General features: G+C 59.6%; 15 protein-coding genes. 10 read left to right on the top strand and 5 right to left on the bottom strand.

Going from position 1 to position 13,760, the window contains the following annotated elements; genetic code table 11:
- The first annotated feature begins 61 nt into the window (after positions 1 to 61).
- From ACLI1L_RS09065 to ACLI1L_RS09055, 3 genes are all read left to right on the top strand, one after another.
- Positions 62 to 1,510, top strand: a complete 1,449-nt coding sequence (locus ACLI1L_RS09065; RefSeq protein WP_411707396.1) for a S1C family serine protease — start codon at positions 62 to 64, stop codon at positions 1,508 to 1,510.
- An 85-nt stretch (positions 1,511 to 1,595) separates the two neighbouring features.
- Complete coding sequence (locus ACLI1L_RS09060) at positions 1,596 to 2,204, top strand: molybdenum cofactor biosynthesis protein B (RefSeq protein ID WP_086588653.1); 609 nt, start codon at positions 1,596 to 1,598, stop codon at positions 2,202 to 2,204.
- Positions 2,205 to 2,220: 16 nt separating this feature from the next.
- A complete protein-coding gene (locus ACLI1L_RS09055) occupies positions 2,221 to 2,442 on the top strand; it encodes a hypothetical protein (protein WP_086588654.1) in 222 nt (73 codons plus the stop codon).
- A 125-nt stretch (positions 2,443 to 2,567) separates the two neighbouring features.
- Here ACLI1L_RS09055 and mscL read toward each other — a convergent pair whose 3' ends face one another.
- From mscL to ACLI1L_RS09040, 3 genes are all read right to left on the bottom strand, one after another.
- Complete coding sequence (gene mscL, locus ACLI1L_RS09050) at positions 2,568 to 3,062, bottom strand: large-conductance mechanosensitive channel protein MscL (RefSeq protein ID WP_086588684.1); 495 nt, start codon at positions 3,060 to 3,062, stop codon at positions 2,568 to 2,570.
- Positions 3,063 to 3,173: 111 nt separating this feature from the next.
- The gene (locus ACLI1L_RS09045) at positions 3,174 to 3,854 is read right to left on the bottom strand and encodes an SAF domain-containing protein (protein WP_244169552.1); all 681 of its coding nucleotides are present in this window, start codon (positions 3,852 to 3,854) and stop codon (positions 3,174 to 3,176) included.
- Positions 3,855 to 3,902: 48 nt separating this feature from the next.
- Positions 3,903 to 4,466, bottom strand: a complete 564-nt coding sequence (locus ACLI1L_RS09040; RefSeq protein WP_411707395.1) for a 5-formyltetrahydrofolate cyclo-ligase — start codon at positions 4,464 to 4,466, stop codon at positions 3,903 to 3,905.
- A 79-nt stretch (positions 4,467 to 4,545) separates the two neighbouring features.
- Here ACLI1L_RS09040 and ACLI1L_RS09035 point away from each other — a divergent pair, with 79 nt between their 5' ends.
- From ACLI1L_RS09035 to glpR, 4 genes are all read left to right on the top strand, one after another.
- The gene (locus ACLI1L_RS09035) at positions 4,546 to 5,472 is read left to right on the top strand and encodes a UTP--glucose-1-phosphate uridylyltransferase (protein WP_086588656.1); all 927 of its coding nucleotides are present in this window, start codon (positions 4,546 to 4,548) and stop codon (positions 5,470 to 5,472) included.
- 56 nt (positions 5,473 to 5,528) lie between these two features.
- On the top strand, positions 5,529 to 6,839 hold the full coding sequence (gene glp, locus ACLI1L_RS09030; protein ID WP_023021968.1) for a gephyrin-like molybdotransferase Glp: 1,311 nt from the start codon (positions 5,529 to 5,531) through the stop codon (positions 6,837 to 6,839).
- On the top strand, positions 6,839 to 7,549 hold the full coding sequence (locus ACLI1L_RS09025) for a GNAT family N-acetyltransferase (protein ID WP_086588657.1): 711 nt from the start codon (positions 6,839 to 6,841) through the stop codon (positions 7,547 to 7,549). Before glp ends, ACLI1L_RS09025 begins: the two co-directional genes overlap by 1 nt.
- A 143-nt stretch (positions 7,550 to 7,692) precedes the next feature.
- Complete coding sequence (gene glpR, locus ACLI1L_RS09020; RefSeq protein ID WP_086588658.1) at positions 7,693 to 9,090, top strand: gephyrin-like molybdotransferase receptor GlpR; 1,398 nt, start codon at positions 7,693 to 7,695, stop codon at positions 9,088 to 9,090.
- A gap of 14 nt (positions 9,091 to 9,104) precedes the next feature.
- On the opposite strand, the gene ACLI1L_RS09015 is transcribed toward glpR, so the two are convergent.
- Positions 9,105 to 9,821, bottom strand: coding sequence for a DNA-3-methyladenine glycosylase I (locus ACLI1L_RS09015; protein WP_411707394.1), 717 nt, complete (start codon positions 9,819 to 9,821; stop codon positions 9,105 to 9,107).
- 154 nt (positions 9,822 to 9,975) lie between these two features.
- Here ACLI1L_RS09015 and ACLI1L_RS09010 point away from each other — a divergent pair, with 154 nt between their 5' ends.
- Together ACLI1L_RS09010 and ACLI1L_RS09005 are read left to right on the top strand one after the other, a co-directional pair.
- Positions 9,976 to 10,389, top strand: a complete 414-nt coding sequence (locus ACLI1L_RS09010) for a DoxX family protein (protein WP_023021964.1) — start codon at positions 9,976 to 9,978, stop codon at positions 10,387 to 10,389.
- Entirely contained in the window at positions 10,376 to 11,077 is a 702-nt protein-coding gene (locus tag ACLI1L_RS09005; protein WP_411707393.1) for a zf-HC2 domain-containing protein, read from the top strand. Before ACLI1L_RS09010 ends, ACLI1L_RS09005 begins: the two co-directional genes overlap by 14 nt.
- 17 nt (positions 11,078 to 11,094) lie before the next feature.
- On the opposite strand, the gene ACLI1L_RS09000 is transcribed toward ACLI1L_RS09005, so the two are convergent.
- On the bottom strand, positions 11,095 to 12,714 hold the full coding sequence (locus ACLI1L_RS09000; protein ID WP_411707392.1) for a dolichyl-phosphate-mannose--protein mannosyltransferase: 1,620 nt from the start codon (positions 12,712 to 12,714) through the stop codon (positions 11,095 to 11,097).
- Positions 12,715 to 12,738: 24 nt separating this feature from the next.
- Here ACLI1L_RS09000 and rsmI point away from each other — a divergent pair, with 24 nt between their 5' ends.
- Positions 12,739 to 13,593, top strand: coding sequence for a 16S rRNA (cytidine(1402)-2'-O)-methyltransferase (gene rsmI / locus ACLI1L_RS08995; protein ID WP_086588661.1), 855 nt, complete (start codon positions 12,739 to 12,741; stop codon positions 13,591 to 13,593).
- Positions 13,594 to 13,760: the final 167 nt, after the last annotated feature.

Raw genomic sequence — 13,760 nt, 5'->3', positions numbered from 1 at the left:
TCCTAGTAGGTTGGCAGATCAGTAACAGTCTTGACCAAGCGAAGTGAGGCATAGTTTTCTCATGAACATGAGGAATGACGATTACCGCGGCTTTGATGGTTCCTTCCCGGAGGGAGCGTCCCAAGAAGGGCCGGGTAAGGCCGAGCCGGTACACGGTGGTCCGAACTTTGGAGACACCGGGCAACCAAACGCAAACGCTGGCACCGCCGGCCCCTATAGCAGCGACGCCGGCGCGCAGGAATATGGGACTGGCTCGTATTCACAAGGCTGGAACCAGCCGCGCGGCGGTGCAGAAGGAGCTGATCCCAGCGCGCTAGGTTCACAGGCGCCGTACCCGCAGGGCCCGCAGACCCAAAGCTTTAATACTCAGGGCCAGGAAGGTCCGATGGTTACCCCGCTGCCCCCGCAACCGGAACAAAAGAAAAAGATTGGCCTCGGCGCCGCAACTGCCTTGGCTGCCGTAGCCGCAATCGCCGCGGGTTCAATCGCTGGAGCCGTGGTCGGTATGAATTCTGGGGGAGGCAACAACGATACGTCAGTGGTCAATGAGGCGCTCAAGGCCCAGCCGGCCAATAACAGCACCGGCAAAGAACCAGAAAAGGGCTCCGTTGAAGAGGTAGCCTCCAAGGTTTTGCCGGCGGTGGTTTCTATCCAGACGATGACTCGGACGGGCGGGGCAGAAGGCTCCGGTTCCGTTATCTCCCCGGACGGCTACGTGTTGACTAATCACCACGTTGTCGCAGGCGCTGAGCACGGCGGCATGATGCAGGTGACCATGAACGACGGCAGCAAGCATGACGCTGACGTGGTGGCTTCCGATGCGAATACTGACGTTGCCATTGTGAAGATAAAGGATGTCAAAGACCTGCCGTTCTTGCAGTTCGGTGATTCTGATTCCGTCGCCGTGGGGCAAGAGGTTGTGGCCGTGGGCTCTCCTCTGGGCCTTAATGCGACCGTGACTTCCGGTATCGTTTCTGCCAAAAACCGCCCGGTGCGCGCCTCTCAAGAAGGCGGCGAGTCTTCCTTGATTGACGCCATTCAGACTGATGCCGCGGTCAACCCGGGCAACTCCGGCGGTCCACTGGTGGACCGGGACGGAAATATCGTGGGCATGAACTCCATGATTGCTTCGCTGTCCAGTAATTCCACCGGGGAGGGCGGATCCATCGGACTGGGCTTTGCCATCCCGTCGAACTTTGCCAAGCGCATGGCGGACGAGCTCATTAATGATGGCAAGGTCACTCACCCGACCCTAGGCGTGAAGGTGCTGGCGCGTGACGACGGCAATGGTGCCCGTATCGCCGGGGTTGAGCCAGGTGGCCCAGCAGATAAGGCGGGCCTGAAGGAAGGTGACATCGTCACCCGCGTCAATGATCGCTTGATTGAAAACGCCGATGCTTTGATTGCGGCGGCGCGGTCGCAAGATTTTGGCGCGACAGTGACCTTGGAGGTTACCCGCGAAGACTCGGATGAGCCTCGTCAGGTAGAGGTAACCCTCTCAGGCGAGTAAATTACTGTGCAAGACCTCATGAGGTGCTGAATGCACCGTACCTCACACCGCCGAAAGGCCCTACTGCCTTAATTTAAGGAGAATAATGCCAGATTTGCAGCAGGACTTGACCGACTCCGGGCGACCGGAGGGCGAAGGCAAGCACGATTCCTTGATGGATGTTGCCGAACCCGATGATGCCTTCCTGCTAGCGAGCGAGCAGGAGGATAGCCTAGCCGCCCCGCGCCGCGCTCTCATCGTTATAGTCACCGATCACCCTGGGGAGCAATCCGATAGCACCTCTCAGTTGGTCAATGAGTTGCTCGCGGAGGCTAATTTCCGTGTCGATGGCGCCATCGTGGTGCGTTCCAAGAAGTCCAAGATTCGCCAGGCCATTGAGACCGCCGTGGTCGGTGGCGTGGACTTGGTGCTGACCGTGGGTGGTACCGGTGTAGGCCCGCGCGACAAGACCCCGGAGGCTACCCGCTCCGTCATTGACAAGATGGTTCCGGGCGTGGCCCAGGCGCTGCGTTCTTCCGGCCAAGCCTGCGGCGCGGTGGATGCTTGCACGTCCCGCGGCTTGTCGGGCGTTTCTGGTTCGACTGTAGTGGTCAACCTTGCCTCGTCGCGCGCTGCGGTTCGCGATGGCATGGCTACCTTGGCACCGCTGGTGCATCACCTCATTGAGCAGCTGCAACAATCCAGCGTTCAGTAATCACAAGGCATAGTCTATGACGTTCCGGAAAAATCGCCGGCGAGTCTTCCGTCAATCGGAAGCTGCCGATTATGACCGTAGTGCTGATAATCCCAGCACATCGGCTGCCCACGGGGTCGATGAGGATCGGATTGTTAACGTTGATGACGCGGAATCGGCCACCGCAGCAGAAGGGGAGTCTGGTCAGCGCGATGAGCAGTTCTACCGCGAGAACCAGCCCCCACACTATGGCGGCTAGTGCGAAGGAGAAGAGTACAATCACGCACTCAGTAAAGGGATAGATAAAAGCCCGCGGTTTCTACTTCCTCGGAAGCGAAACCGCGGGCTTTGTGCTGCGAACAGCGACAGGCGTATAGCGAAAGGCTACTTGGCCTGGTGGCGGCCGCCGCCGGTGGAACCGTAGTCTGCGTCCTCTGCGGCGTGGGAGGAATGGCTAGTGCCGGTTCCCGGGATGTCCGTATCAGAGACATTTTGGGCTTCGAGCAGATCGCGGATTTCTGCCAGGAGCTCCTCGGAGGTTGGGGCGGGAGCCTCAGGGTCGACACCGTGGCGGCGCTTAGCGGCCTCGGTGAGCTTATTAATCGGCATCACGATAAGGAAGTAGACTACTGCGGCGATAATGAGGAAGTTGATCGCCGCGGAGATGACAGCGCCGAAGTCCACAAAGGTGTTTTTTGCCTCCGTGATCTGGAAGCCAACGGCCCCAACCTCGGCGGAGCCGAGGGAGTTAATGATCGGCTGGATGATAGAATCCGTCACGGATTTGACGATTGCGGTAAAGGCAGAACCGATGATGACTGCGGTGGCAAGTTCGATAACATTGCCGCGCATAATGAAGTCTTTGAAGCCCTTGAGCATGGTGATAAGCACTAACCTTTCTGGGAATAACTAACGGTAGGTAAAAACCATGGACACTGCGAAACCTTAATGGAGCCGGTAACTGACCACAACTGTTGTGGCTGAAAAGGTCTAGTGTTGCTGCGGGTGAGCGCGATCACCAACTATGACCACCGTGAGCGGCTGGCTTAACGACGCCGCGGCAACATCATTGGCGTGGTCCTGGGGCAATGCGAGTAAAACGGTCGACGAGGAAGCCTCGCCTTCCGGGCTGGAGGTAGACACCACGCGTCCGCCGGAGGCGATAACGCGTGCGGTAGGGGTTGCGGCAGCCGCCCCCGCCTCAACTGCGGTCACCACATCCACCGTATCGCCATGATGCAAATGGGGGATGATATCGGGCTCGGCAAGTTTGACCGGAATCATCCGACCGGACTCGGCCCCTGCGCCACTCACCAAGCTGGAGACAAGATCTTCTCCTAGAAGGCGAGCATCGGTAATCACTTCGCCCTTGTTGGCGGCGGCGGTAATAACGCGGCCACTTAGTTCTTCTGGCTTTGCCGTTAGCGCAGAATCGGGGATGGAGGAGGCAGGAAGCCGGGCTAGGTCGACGTCGGCAAGCGCAAGCTCCGCTCCCGCCGGCAGATCGCGGCTAAAAACGGGCACGCGCGGTAGCTCCTTGGCCGCCGAAAGGGCCGAGACAAGCGCGGCAATAAGGAGGGCCACCGCAATGGCGCGGCGCACTACTACGCCGCGGCGGTGGCCAGGGGTGCGGAGTGTATAAACGAGGCGGGGCAAACGAGAAGTGGGCATACTTTTTTAGACTGCCCAAAACCGCTCATGGTTCCCGTACCCCGGAAACTAGAAGCGGGTGATGCCCTCAGCGGTGACGACGGCATCGACCTTGCGGTCGTGGTCTTCGGTAGGTAGCTCATCTAGCAGCTCGGTGGGGTAGACCATGGCGAAGACCGGTGGCTTGCCGTGGGGAAGTGGCTCTAGTGCGCGGTCATAGTATCCGCCGCCTTTGCCCATGCGGTTGCCCTTGGCATCTACGGCCATGGCTGGGGCGAGTACCAGATCGCACTCGGCCAGGACGCTGCTATCAAAGCTTGGGCCTTGGGGCTCATTCAACCCCATCGCACTTTCGCGCATTGCTTCTTTGCCGCGGTATTCAGCAAAGGTCAACGTGCCATTCTCCCCGGAAATTGGCAAGAATACGCGGGAGACATGATCCTTGAGCCACGGCACAAAATCGGCGCCGCCCGGCTCCGAACCCAAAGGCCAGTAGGCAGCCACGGTCATGGACTCGGTGAGTTCGGACTCGAGATGCTTACGCACGCCAGCGGTAAAGGCATCGTGGTCTTCGGCGGAAAGTTCGCGGCGGGCCTGGACCAAGCGGGCCCGCAGCTCGTTCTTAGCAGTCATGGAAGAGGTCATAAATTAATCATAACCCCGCGGCGTAGCGGTGCACGGGAAAATAATGTGGCGTTGTACGCTATTACGCATGGCTATAGAACGCGAAGATTCCGCCCGCGGAATCACCACGGTTGTAGTTCCAGCGGCAGGTATGGGCACCCGATTTTTGCCCGCCACCAAGACGGTTCCCAAAGAACTGCTTCCCGTTGTTGATACTCCCGGCATCGAACTCATCGCAGAGGAGGCGGCCTCTGTAGGCGCCCGCCGCCTTGCGGTGATTACCGCGCCCGATAAGCAAGAAGTCATGCGCCACTTCGAAGCTTTCCCAGAACTGGTGGACACCCTTGAATCCCGCGGGAAGGACGAGCAGGTTGCCAAGGTTAAGCGCGCTAATCAGCTCATTCACCCAGTTGCGGTGGAGCAGGAAAAGCCCCTGGGTTTGGGCCACGCGGTGGGCCTGGCAGAGGAGGTGCTGGGCGAGGATGAGGACTCCTTTGCCGTCATGCTTCCAGATGACATCGTGCTGCCTGCCACCGTCATGGCAGACATGGCTCGCGTGCGCGCGGCTTTGGGCGGTAGCGTGCTGTGCGCCTTCGAGGTCCCGCGCGAGCAGACCTATAACTACGGCGTCTTCGACGTAGAAGATACCAATGCCCCCGGCGTTAAGAAGGTCGTGGGCATGGTGGAAAAGCCGGCGGTGGAAGATGCCCCGTCTAATCTCGTGGCCACCGGTCGCTACCTATTGGATCGCAAGATTTTTGATGCCCTCCGCCGTATTAAGCCAGGCAAGGGTGGCGAGCTGCAGCTTACCGACGCCATCGAGCTCCTCATCGAGGAAGGCGAGCCCGTGCACGTGGTAGTCCACCAAGGAAAGCGTCATGATTTGGGAAATCCCGGTGGGTATATCCCCGCCAATGTGGATTTTGGTCTGCGCGATGAAAAGTATGGCCCCACGCTGTATAAAGCGATTAAGCAAATTATGGCCGAGTATGAGGATGAGTACGGCCTAAACTAGGGAGATTTCCCAAGGGCAGAGGACATGAAAGCGAAGAAAGGGCTGGCATAGACCTTATGCGTTCAGTTGATGACCAGTTGGCGCTAGTAACGGATGCGGCGAACACGCCGGAGCCGGTGCGCATCGGTATTTCCAACGCGCTGGGGTTGATGTGCGCCGAGGAGGTGCAAGCTAACCAGCCCCTGCCGGGCTTTCCACAGGCAGCCATCGACGGCTATGCGGTGCGCGCCGTTGATATCGGAGGCGAGCGCGGCCTGAGATTACGCCGACCCAAGGAGCAGGAGGAGCAGGCTGCGGAGGGGGAAGAAGAGAAGGCACCCCAGCAACCGGAGGTCGAGCGTTCCTTGCCCGTGGTGGGCGAGGTTCCGGCCGGCTCCAAGCAACCGTTGCGCCTGCAGCCCAAGCAAGCCGTGCGTGTGTATACGGGCGCGCCTTTGCCCACGCTTGCCGACGCCGTCCTGCCCCTCGAGTGGACCGACCGCGGCCGCAAGCGCGTCACCGCCCATCGCCCGGTGCGCTCCGGTGACTTTGTTCGCCGGGTAGGCGACGATATCCAACCTGGCGATGTGGCTGTATCTTCCGGCACCGTTTTGGGGCCCGCCCAAATCGGCCTGCTGGCCGCGGTTGGCCGCTCTAAGGTATTGGTCTATCCGCGCCCGCGCATCACCATCATCTCCTTTGGCCGCGAACTGGTTGATTTGGACCAAGAACCGGCACTGGGCCAAGTCTTTGACGTCAACTCTTATTCCCTCGCCGCCGCGGCCCGCGAGGCTGGGGCAGAGGTGCATCGCGTTGGCATCGCCGAGGGGGAGCCGCGCCGCATCCGCGAAGCGCTGGAAAAGCACATCGCTCGCAGCGAGGTCCTGGTCATCTCCGGTGCGGTTGGTGGAGCCGGTGCCGAGGCCATCCGTGAGATTCTTGATGACCTCGGTGATATCGATACCTCTCGTGTTGCCATGCATCCCGGCTCCGTCCAGGGGTTTGGTCTGGTGGGCGAGGAACGCATTCCTACCTTCTTGCTGCCGTCTAATCCCGTATCCGCGCTCGTGGTCTTCGAGGTATATATCCGCCCGCTCATTCGTTTGGCACTGGGCAAACGCAATGCGCACCGCCGTGTGGTGCGTGCCCGCGCGCTGAACCACATCGATTCCCGCCCTGGCCGGCGCGGCTTCATCCGCGCTCGTTTGATGCGCGATGCGGAAACCGCGGATTATCTGGTGGAAGGGCTGGGCGGTGCCGCGGGTGCCCCAGCGCACCTATTGGCCGGTCTTTCAGAGGCCAATGCCATGATTCGCGTGCCGGAAGAGGTAACGGAAATCCGCCCGGGCGATGTGGTCGATGTGTTGTTTTTGACCCAGCGTAGCTAATGCTCGATCCCTTCGGTACTGCGGCGGATAGGTTCCGCCTTCCCGCTACCGGCCCCACGGATGACATGCATCCGGGATGGCCGGAATCTACTCCTTTTGTTAAGCTTCCCGCTTCTACTGTCTTCCCCTCTGGGGCGCGGATGCGCCTGCGGCCGCTGCTGCGATCTGATGGGCATGAGTGGCGGCGCCAACGTATCGAAGATGAAAGCTTCCTCCGCTCAGTCGAGCCGACCCAAGCAGCACCTTGGGCGGCGGCGCATAGCCAGCAGGCGTGGTGGAATCACCTGATGTACCTGCGTACCGCCGCCCGTGAAGCACTGGTGGTCCCACTCGTCATTGAAGTGGAGGGTCAATTCGTAGGCCAAATCACCTTGGGGAATATTCAGCATGGCAGCATTCGCGATTGCTGGATTGGTTACTGGGTTTATTCCGCGATCCACGGCGCCGGGGTGGCTACGGCTGCCACCGCCTTAGGCGTGGACCACGCCTTTGGACGGGTGGGCCTACACCGGGTGACCGCTACCTATCTAGAGAGCAATCCTGCCTCTGGTCGCGTCTTAGCCGCCAATGGCTTTCGACACGAGGGATACTTGCGTCGCAATCTGCATATAGACGGTGCCTGGCAGGACCACCATTACGTGGCTTTAGTCAAAGAAGACTATGCCTCCACGGCTGTCGAGCGCCTGCGCCAGGCTGGCCGGTTGGCGTGAAATAGCTCCACAGTTGCTGGGATATCGACCTCAATTTTCACAGAAGTCACAACATTGTAATTTGTGGGAATTTGGGGTGCTATGGTGCGGTTTCACCGTTTAGAGTGGAGTAATCATCTGTATTCAAGGGGAAGGTCCTTTTCGTGTCGACAGCTGTGCCGGTTATCGCGATCATCGTGGTGTGGCTCTTCGTCCTCGCACCATGGATTCTGGGCAGGAATAACCGCCCAATGAGCCATACTGGTGAGGCCTTTGAAGATACTCGCGTCCTTTTTGAAGGAGATTCTGGCAAAGTCCCTGGCCGCCGGCGTCCACGCCTGCGTGCCGATGATGTGCACCGCCGCGAGGACCAGGACGAGGCGGACTATGAAGTAGTAGAGGCCGCAGACACCCGCGTGGATGAACCGGATGCCGAGGCTACTAAGCCCTCTTCGCGCTCCGTGACTATTGCCGGTGCTGCCCGCCGCGCTAAGTCCCAACCTTTCGGTACCGGCAGCCGTGCGTTTTCTGCGGCGTCTTCCTCCGCAGCTGGTGAGGACACTCAGCCAGAAGCAGAAACTATCGACGGCGAACTGGTCGAGGAAGCGACTGTAGAAGGCGACGATCCTGCAGTTGAGCCCCAAGCAGTCGCGGTCCCAGCCTCCCAGCACGCTGATACGGCGGAAGTGGGTGACGACACCGAATTCGATGATGCCGATGACGTACTTCTTGAGGACGAGGAAGACGCCGCAGACCAGGCCGCAAAAGATGACTCTACCGATATTGCTGCCGCCGAGGCAGAGGTCTTTAGCGCTCCCGCGGTCTCTACCGTGGCGAGTGATGCCTATGACTACGACGAGACTTATACCTCGCCGGTGGACCTTATGTACCCCGGTGCCGTAGATAAGGCCGAGGTCGCTGAGAAGGATTCTGCCGATTCGGAAGGCGCGGCTAACGCTGAGCCGGTATCCGTGGACAAGGCAGAGGCCGAGGACTCTGGCGAACTCATGGAAACCGCTGCAGCAGACGACGCCGGTATGGATACCAACCTGTCCGAGGATGAGGTGGAATTCGCGCAGCGTCGCATGGGCCGTGGCGGCTGGGATCCGGTAGCAGAAAAGGAAAAGTCTGTTACTCGTTACCAGCGCCGTCAGCGCACCCTGCTGGGCCTAGCCGTGGCCGTGGTACTCACGGTGGCACTGGGGATCGTGGCCGGCGGCTGGACCTGGTGGTTGGCTGCGGTGGCCGGTGTGCTCACAGTTGTCTATCTGATGGCTCTTCGCGCTCAGGTTCGTCAGGAACGAGCCCTGATGCGCCGCCGTGTGCGCCACTTGCGCCGCGCCCGTCTGGGCGTGCGCAACGCCGAGGATGAAGCTTTGAAGATTCCGCGCAACTTGCGCCGCCCAGGCGCTGTGATCGTGGAGATCGATGACGAAAGCCCTGACTTTGTGCACCTTCCGCTGCGCTATAACGATGGGGAAGACGGCGATTTTGATGGCCCTCACGCCGGGCCCGACGGCTATAGCCGGCGCGATGACCTAGCAGCCCGTCGCGCTGGATAGGAACTGGTGCCGGCTTAGCAGGCCGCGTTCCGGAGTTCAGTGGAAGGCGCCGACCGCGGGTTTGTGAGCGCGTTGTATTCCTGCGCTAGGCCATAATGCGGCACACCGCTGTCGTGCCATACCCCGGAGGTTCCGCGGCGGTGAGAGCCGATGAGATGGGTATCAATCATGCCGATCGCCTCCATGAGTGCGAAACAAGTGACGGGGCCAACAAAGCGGAAGCCCTTCTTCTTGAGCTCGCGTGACATCAACTTGGATTCGTAGCTCTTTTTCGGAATATCTTCCATTGCGGTGGGGTAGAGGTTCTCCGGCGGTTGGAAGGACCAGATGAACTCCGCCAGCCCGCCCTCTTCACGTAGGGCGATGGTGGCTTTGGCATTAGTGATGGCGGCGCGGATTTTGGTCTCGTTGCGAATAATGGAGGCGTCGCCAAGCAATCGCTCAACATCCGCTTCGGTAAAATGAGCGACTTTTTCAGGATCGAAGTCGCAAAAGGCCGCGCGGAAGGACTCGCGCTTTTTCAAAACCACCGCCCAGGAAAGCCCGGACTGGAAAGACTCGAGGCTCAAACGCTCATAAAGAGCTGCTTCATCAAAAATAGGCAGGCCCCATTCGGTGTCGTAATACTCCTTCAACATCGGCGAGGACATTGCCCAAGGCGGGCGGCCAAGTCCATCATCGTCATAGACTAAGGCGGTGCGCTCTTCGGACTGCGTAGCTGGTTTGCTCATGGTGTTCTCCTTTAATCTTTCTGCGTGGTTACCATTGAAACAGTCCGCGTCACTATATGCCGTTCCTTCCCCGGCAAAGGGCGAAATCCCCAGCAGTATGGGCGTAGGCCATTGCCTTCGCATCGGGTGAGGGGTTCAGGGTAATCTGTTCAGCATGAATAGACCTGCCGTACGCGATGCCGCTTTGCTTATTTTTCGAGCGGTCCTCGGATTAATCTTCATCGCACACGGCGTGGATAAGATGTTTATGACCGGCATGGACGAAACCGTGGGGCAATTTTCCGCCCTTGGGGTGCCGCAGCCACAACTTTCCGGCTATATCGCCGCCATCGGGGAGATGGTTGGAGGCGCCTTCCTCGTCGTCGGTTTGCTCACCACCTTTGTGGCCGGCGCGCTCGCCCTGCTGATGGGGTGCGCACTGTACTTTGTGCATTTGGGACATGGTCTTTTTGCTGCCGAAGGCGGAATCGAATACCCACTGGTATTGCTGATGTCCTTATTGATGATCGTGATTTTTGGCTCCGGTCGAGCCAGCATGGACGGGGTGCTCAGCAATGTTGACGCATAGCCAAGTCCAAGCGGCGATTTCTGCGCAGCTGGATGGTGAGCACTCAGATCTGGCAGAGGACGTAATCGATGCGCACTTGGAAAGCTGCGCCGAATGCCGCGCCTTTCGCGATAAGGCGGCCGCGCTTTCGCGATCATTGCGTTTTGTGGAGCCTGCGGAATCCGGTATGGCGCCACCAACGGATCTCTCCGATGTCATCTTGGCCGGCGTGGAGCCGGAATGGCGGCGCACCTCGAGCGCTCGCCAAGCCAACCTGACGGTTGCGCGTGCCGCCATGGTGCTCATGGGCGCCATCTTTGCACTCTGGGCAGTAGTGCTCATCGTCCATTCCTCCGGGCTTGTACCGTTGGGTGGGGAAGGAAAGGTTCTAGATCCCACGGCGGATCCGGAACGAGCCAACCTGCTGATGGAAGGCGCAGCCGTACGCTTTGGCATGGCCTGTGGCCTATTTTTTAGTGCCTGGCGCCCCGCAGCGCTTACCGGCCTGCTCCCGGTCTCGGCCACGATGTTTGCTTTCCTCTTCGGGTTCGGCATGCGCGATATTGCGCTGGGCACCGTAACCATGGAACAGGTATATTTTCTTATCGCTACCGCGCTGGCGACCTTCAGCTTGGCGTGGGCTTGGGCGGCAGAAAAGGGCTACTTGGTGCGCGCCTGGTGGAAGTCCCTCAACGCGCAACCTCAATAAGTCCCGCTTGCGTGCGGCTAGGTCCAGCTAGGCAGCCACATCATGGAGTGGTACCAAGAATCCGGGATCTTGTAGCCGTACAAAATGGGAGAGAAATAGAAGAACATCGCCACTACCAGGGCTAGGTAAAACACGGCGGCGATAGTTCCCCAGCGTACGGGGCCGCCTGCCAAACTCTTGAGCCATCCCCACTGCACTGGCCTGCCATGGCCGATGAGTTGGCCGAGCGCTAAGGCAATCAGCACGATGACAAAGGGGATAAACGCAGTGGCATAAAAGAAGTACATCTGGCGGTCGAAGGCTGCAAGCCAGGGCAAGAAGCCTGCCCCAAAGCCCACCAAGGGGATGAGGAAGCTGCGGTTGCGGCGAATGATAAGTGACCACAGGCCCCACAGGACGGCCGGGATGACCAGCCACCAGATAGCCGGTGTGCCAAAGAGGTAGAGCATCTTGCGGCACTCGTTGCTGCCATCACCGCATTGCAGGTCGGTGGAGGAGTAGTACAAGATGGGGCGGGCGGCTACCAGCCACGCCCAAGGCTTAGAGTCCCACGGGTGGTGGTGGCCACCGGAGGAAGTCAGGCTGGCGTGGAATTCTAGGACAGAGGAATGGTAGTAGAACCAGCCTGCCAGGGATTCGGGTAGGTGCATCAGCCACGATCCGTCCTCGATCGTTCCATCTACTTTGGCGTGGCGGTACACGGCGGTTTCGGAGGAAAACCAGGCTCGCCAGGTCCAAGCGTAGAGCAGCACCGGCACCAGTACGAGGGAGGCTAGGGCAGCAGGGGTATCGCGCACGAGAGTGCCCACTATGTAGCGGCGCACGCCATAGCGCTTGCGCAGGGCAAGATCGCTAAAGACGGACATGAGGCCAAAGAACATGATGAAGTACAGGCCGGACCACTTCACCCCCAGGGAAAGGCCAAGGCAGACGCCCGCGAGGAGTCGCCACCAGCGGAATCCAAAGCGTGGTCCGAAGGCGGAGGAGCCCAAACGATTTTTAAGGAAAGCGGTGTGGAGGCGCTGGCGCATCTGATTATGATCGCGAGCGAGCGCCCAGGCGGCGGAGACAACAAAGAAGACCTGGAAAATGTCCAACATGCCGAACTTGGAAGAGACCAAGAGCACACCATCAAAGACGGAGATGAGGCCAGCCAGGGTTGCTACCTGCCAGGATAAAGAGACGCGGCGGGCCAGGGACATCGTCAAGAGCACGGTGGCTGCGCCGAAGAGGGCAGTCATAAAACGCCAGCCCAGTGGGGAATAGCCAGCGACCCATTCGGACAGCGCCACAATCTGCTTGCCCAGCGGTGGGTGAACCACCAGGCCATAACCGGGGTTGGATTCTATACCTCCGATGAAGAGGTTATCCCAGCTTCGCACCATGTCCCAGGCTTGCGGAACGTAGTGCTTTTCATCAAAGACGGGAGTGCCCTTTGATACGGGCGCGGTCAATCCGGCAAAGCGGGTGATGAGCGCGAGTACGCCAACGACGCTAGTGCTTATCCAGTCAGCCTTGCCCCACTGATAGGTGCGGGGCGCTGGCGGGGCCACAGTGTCGTGCGTGGTGCGCGATGGGGCAGCGGTAGCAATAGTCACTTGGTTGAGTCTAGGCGACAAGGCACCGCGCCCGCGCATTAGAGAGTATGGAATGCTAGAGATATGTCTGTTTCAGGTCTGGATCCACTACCGCGCGGGGTCATCCTCGCCGCCACGCCGCTGGGAAACGTGGGAGATGCCTCCGCGCGTTTAATGCATGCCTTGCAGCATGCGGACGTCATTGCGGCGGAGGATACGCGGCGCGTGCGGAACTTGGCGCAAGCTTTGGGCATCGAGATTTCCGGGCGGGTGGTGTCCAATTTTGATCACAATGAAAAGGACCGAGCCCAGCAGCTTATCGACGCCGCCGCGGCCGGCACTGTCCTCGTCGTTACGGATGCCGGCATGCCCATCATTTCTGATCCAGGACTGTCTATTGTGGCTGCAGCAGCTGACCGGGATATTCCCGTGACTTGTTTTCCTGGCCCTTCTGCCGTGCCGACGGCCCTAGCACTGTCTGGCCTAGGCGTGGGTCACTTCCTCTTCGACGCCTTTCCTCCCCGCAAACCCGGCCCCCGCAAGGCCTGGTTGGAGTCACTGCGCAACGAAAAGCGCGCCATCGTCTTTTTCGAATCCCCACACCGGGTAGCCGAAACTCTAGCCGAGGCCGCGGATATCCTCGGCGCCGAGCGTCCAGCAGCGGTGTGCAGGGAGCTTACTAAAACCTATGAGGAAGTCCGGCGCGGCAGTTTGGGAGAGCTAGCCGAGTGGGCGGCCGAAGGGGCACGGGGAGAAATCACTGTGGTGATCGAGGGCGGAACCGCCGCGGCCGCTACCGCCGCAGATTTGGTTCCCCAGGCGATGGAATTGGCGGCGGCGGGGATGCGGCTAAAGGACGCTTGTAAGCAGGTAGCGAAAGGCACTGAGGTTTCGAACCGCGAGCTTTATGACGCCGCTTTAGCAGCTCGCAAAGACTAGCCCCCATCGACGTGCTGATTAAGTCACAACTTTTGGTACCCGTAGATGGCTTCACTAAAGCAAACTTTGTAACTGAATTGTTATAGTGTTCGGGCGTGTGGGTAGCTTAAAGCGCTATTTACATGGGGAAATGAAGCGTAAAAACCGTTCAAATTAGCGTGGAAAAT

Source organism: Corynebacterium sp. LaCa117 (genome assembly GCF_046717765.1).
GTDB lineage: Bacteria > Actinomycetota > Actinomycetes > Mycobacteriales > Mycobacteriaceae > Corynebacterium > Corynebacterium kefirresidentii.
The sequence above is the reverse complement of the archived record's forward strand: the minus strand, read 5'-3'. Positions and strand labels throughout refer to the sequence as shown.

What these genes read in the sequence shown, in the direction of transcription:
- ACLI1L_RS09065 (WP_411707396.1), top strand. Translation starts at nt 62, where the DNA reads ATGAACATGAGGAATGACGATTACCGCGGCTTTGATGGTTCCTTCCCG.
- ACLI1L_RS09060 (WP_086588653.1), top strand. Translation starts at nt 1,596, where the DNA reads ATGCCAGATTTGCAGCAGGACTTGACCGACTCCGGGCGACCGGAGGGC.
- ACLI1L_RS09055 (WP_086588654.1), top strand. Translation starts at nt 2,221, where the DNA reads ATGACGTTCCGGAAAAATCGCCGGCGAGTCTTCCGTCAATCGGAAGCT.
- mscL (WP_086588684.1), bottom strand. Translation starts at nt 3,062, where the DNA reads ATGCTCAAGGGCTTCAAAGACTTCATTATGCGCGGCAATGTTATCGAA.
- ACLI1L_RS09045 (WP_244169552.1), bottom strand. Translation starts at nt 3,854, where the DNA reads ATGCCCACTTCTCGTTTGCCCCGCCTCGTTTATACACTCCGCACCCCT.
- ACLI1L_RS09040 (WP_411707395.1), bottom strand. Translation starts at nt 4,466, where the DNA reads ATGACTGCTAAGAACGAGCTGCGGGCCCGCTTGGTCCAGGCCCGCCGC.
- ACLI1L_RS09035 (WP_086588656.1), top strand. Translation starts at nt 4,546, where the DNA reads ATGGCTATAGAACGCGAAGATTCCGCCCGCGGAATCACCACGGTTGTA.
- glp (WP_023021968.1), top strand. Translation starts at nt 5,529, where the DNA reads ATGCGTTCAGTTGATGACCAGTTGGCGCTAGTAACGGATGCGGCGAAC.
- ACLI1L_RS09025 (WP_086588657.1), top strand. Translation starts at nt 6,839, where the DNA reads ATGCTCGATCCCTTCGGTACTGCGGCGGATAGGTTCCGCCTTCCCGCT.
- ACLI1L_RS09015 (WP_411707394.1), bottom strand. Translation starts at nt 9,821, where the DNA reads ATGAGCAAACCAGCTACGCAGTCCGAAGAGCGCACCGCCTTAGTCTAT.
- ACLI1L_RS09010 (WP_023021964.1), top strand. Translation starts at nt 9,976, where the DNA reads ATGAATAGACCTGCCGTACGCGATGCCGCTTTGCTTATTTTTCGAGCG.
- ACLI1L_RS09005 (WP_411707393.1), top strand. Translation starts at nt 10,376, where the DNA reads ATGTTGACGCATAGCCAAGTCCAAGCGGCGATTTCTGCGCAGCTGGAT.
- ACLI1L_RS09000 (WP_411707392.1), bottom strand. Translation starts at nt 12,714, where the DNA reads ATGCGCGGGCGCGGTGCCTTGTCGCCTAGACTCAACCAAGTGACTATT.
- rsmI (WP_086588661.1), top strand. Translation starts at nt 12,739, where the DNA reads ATGTCTGTTTCAGGTCTGGATCCACTACCGCGCGGGGTCATCCTCGCC.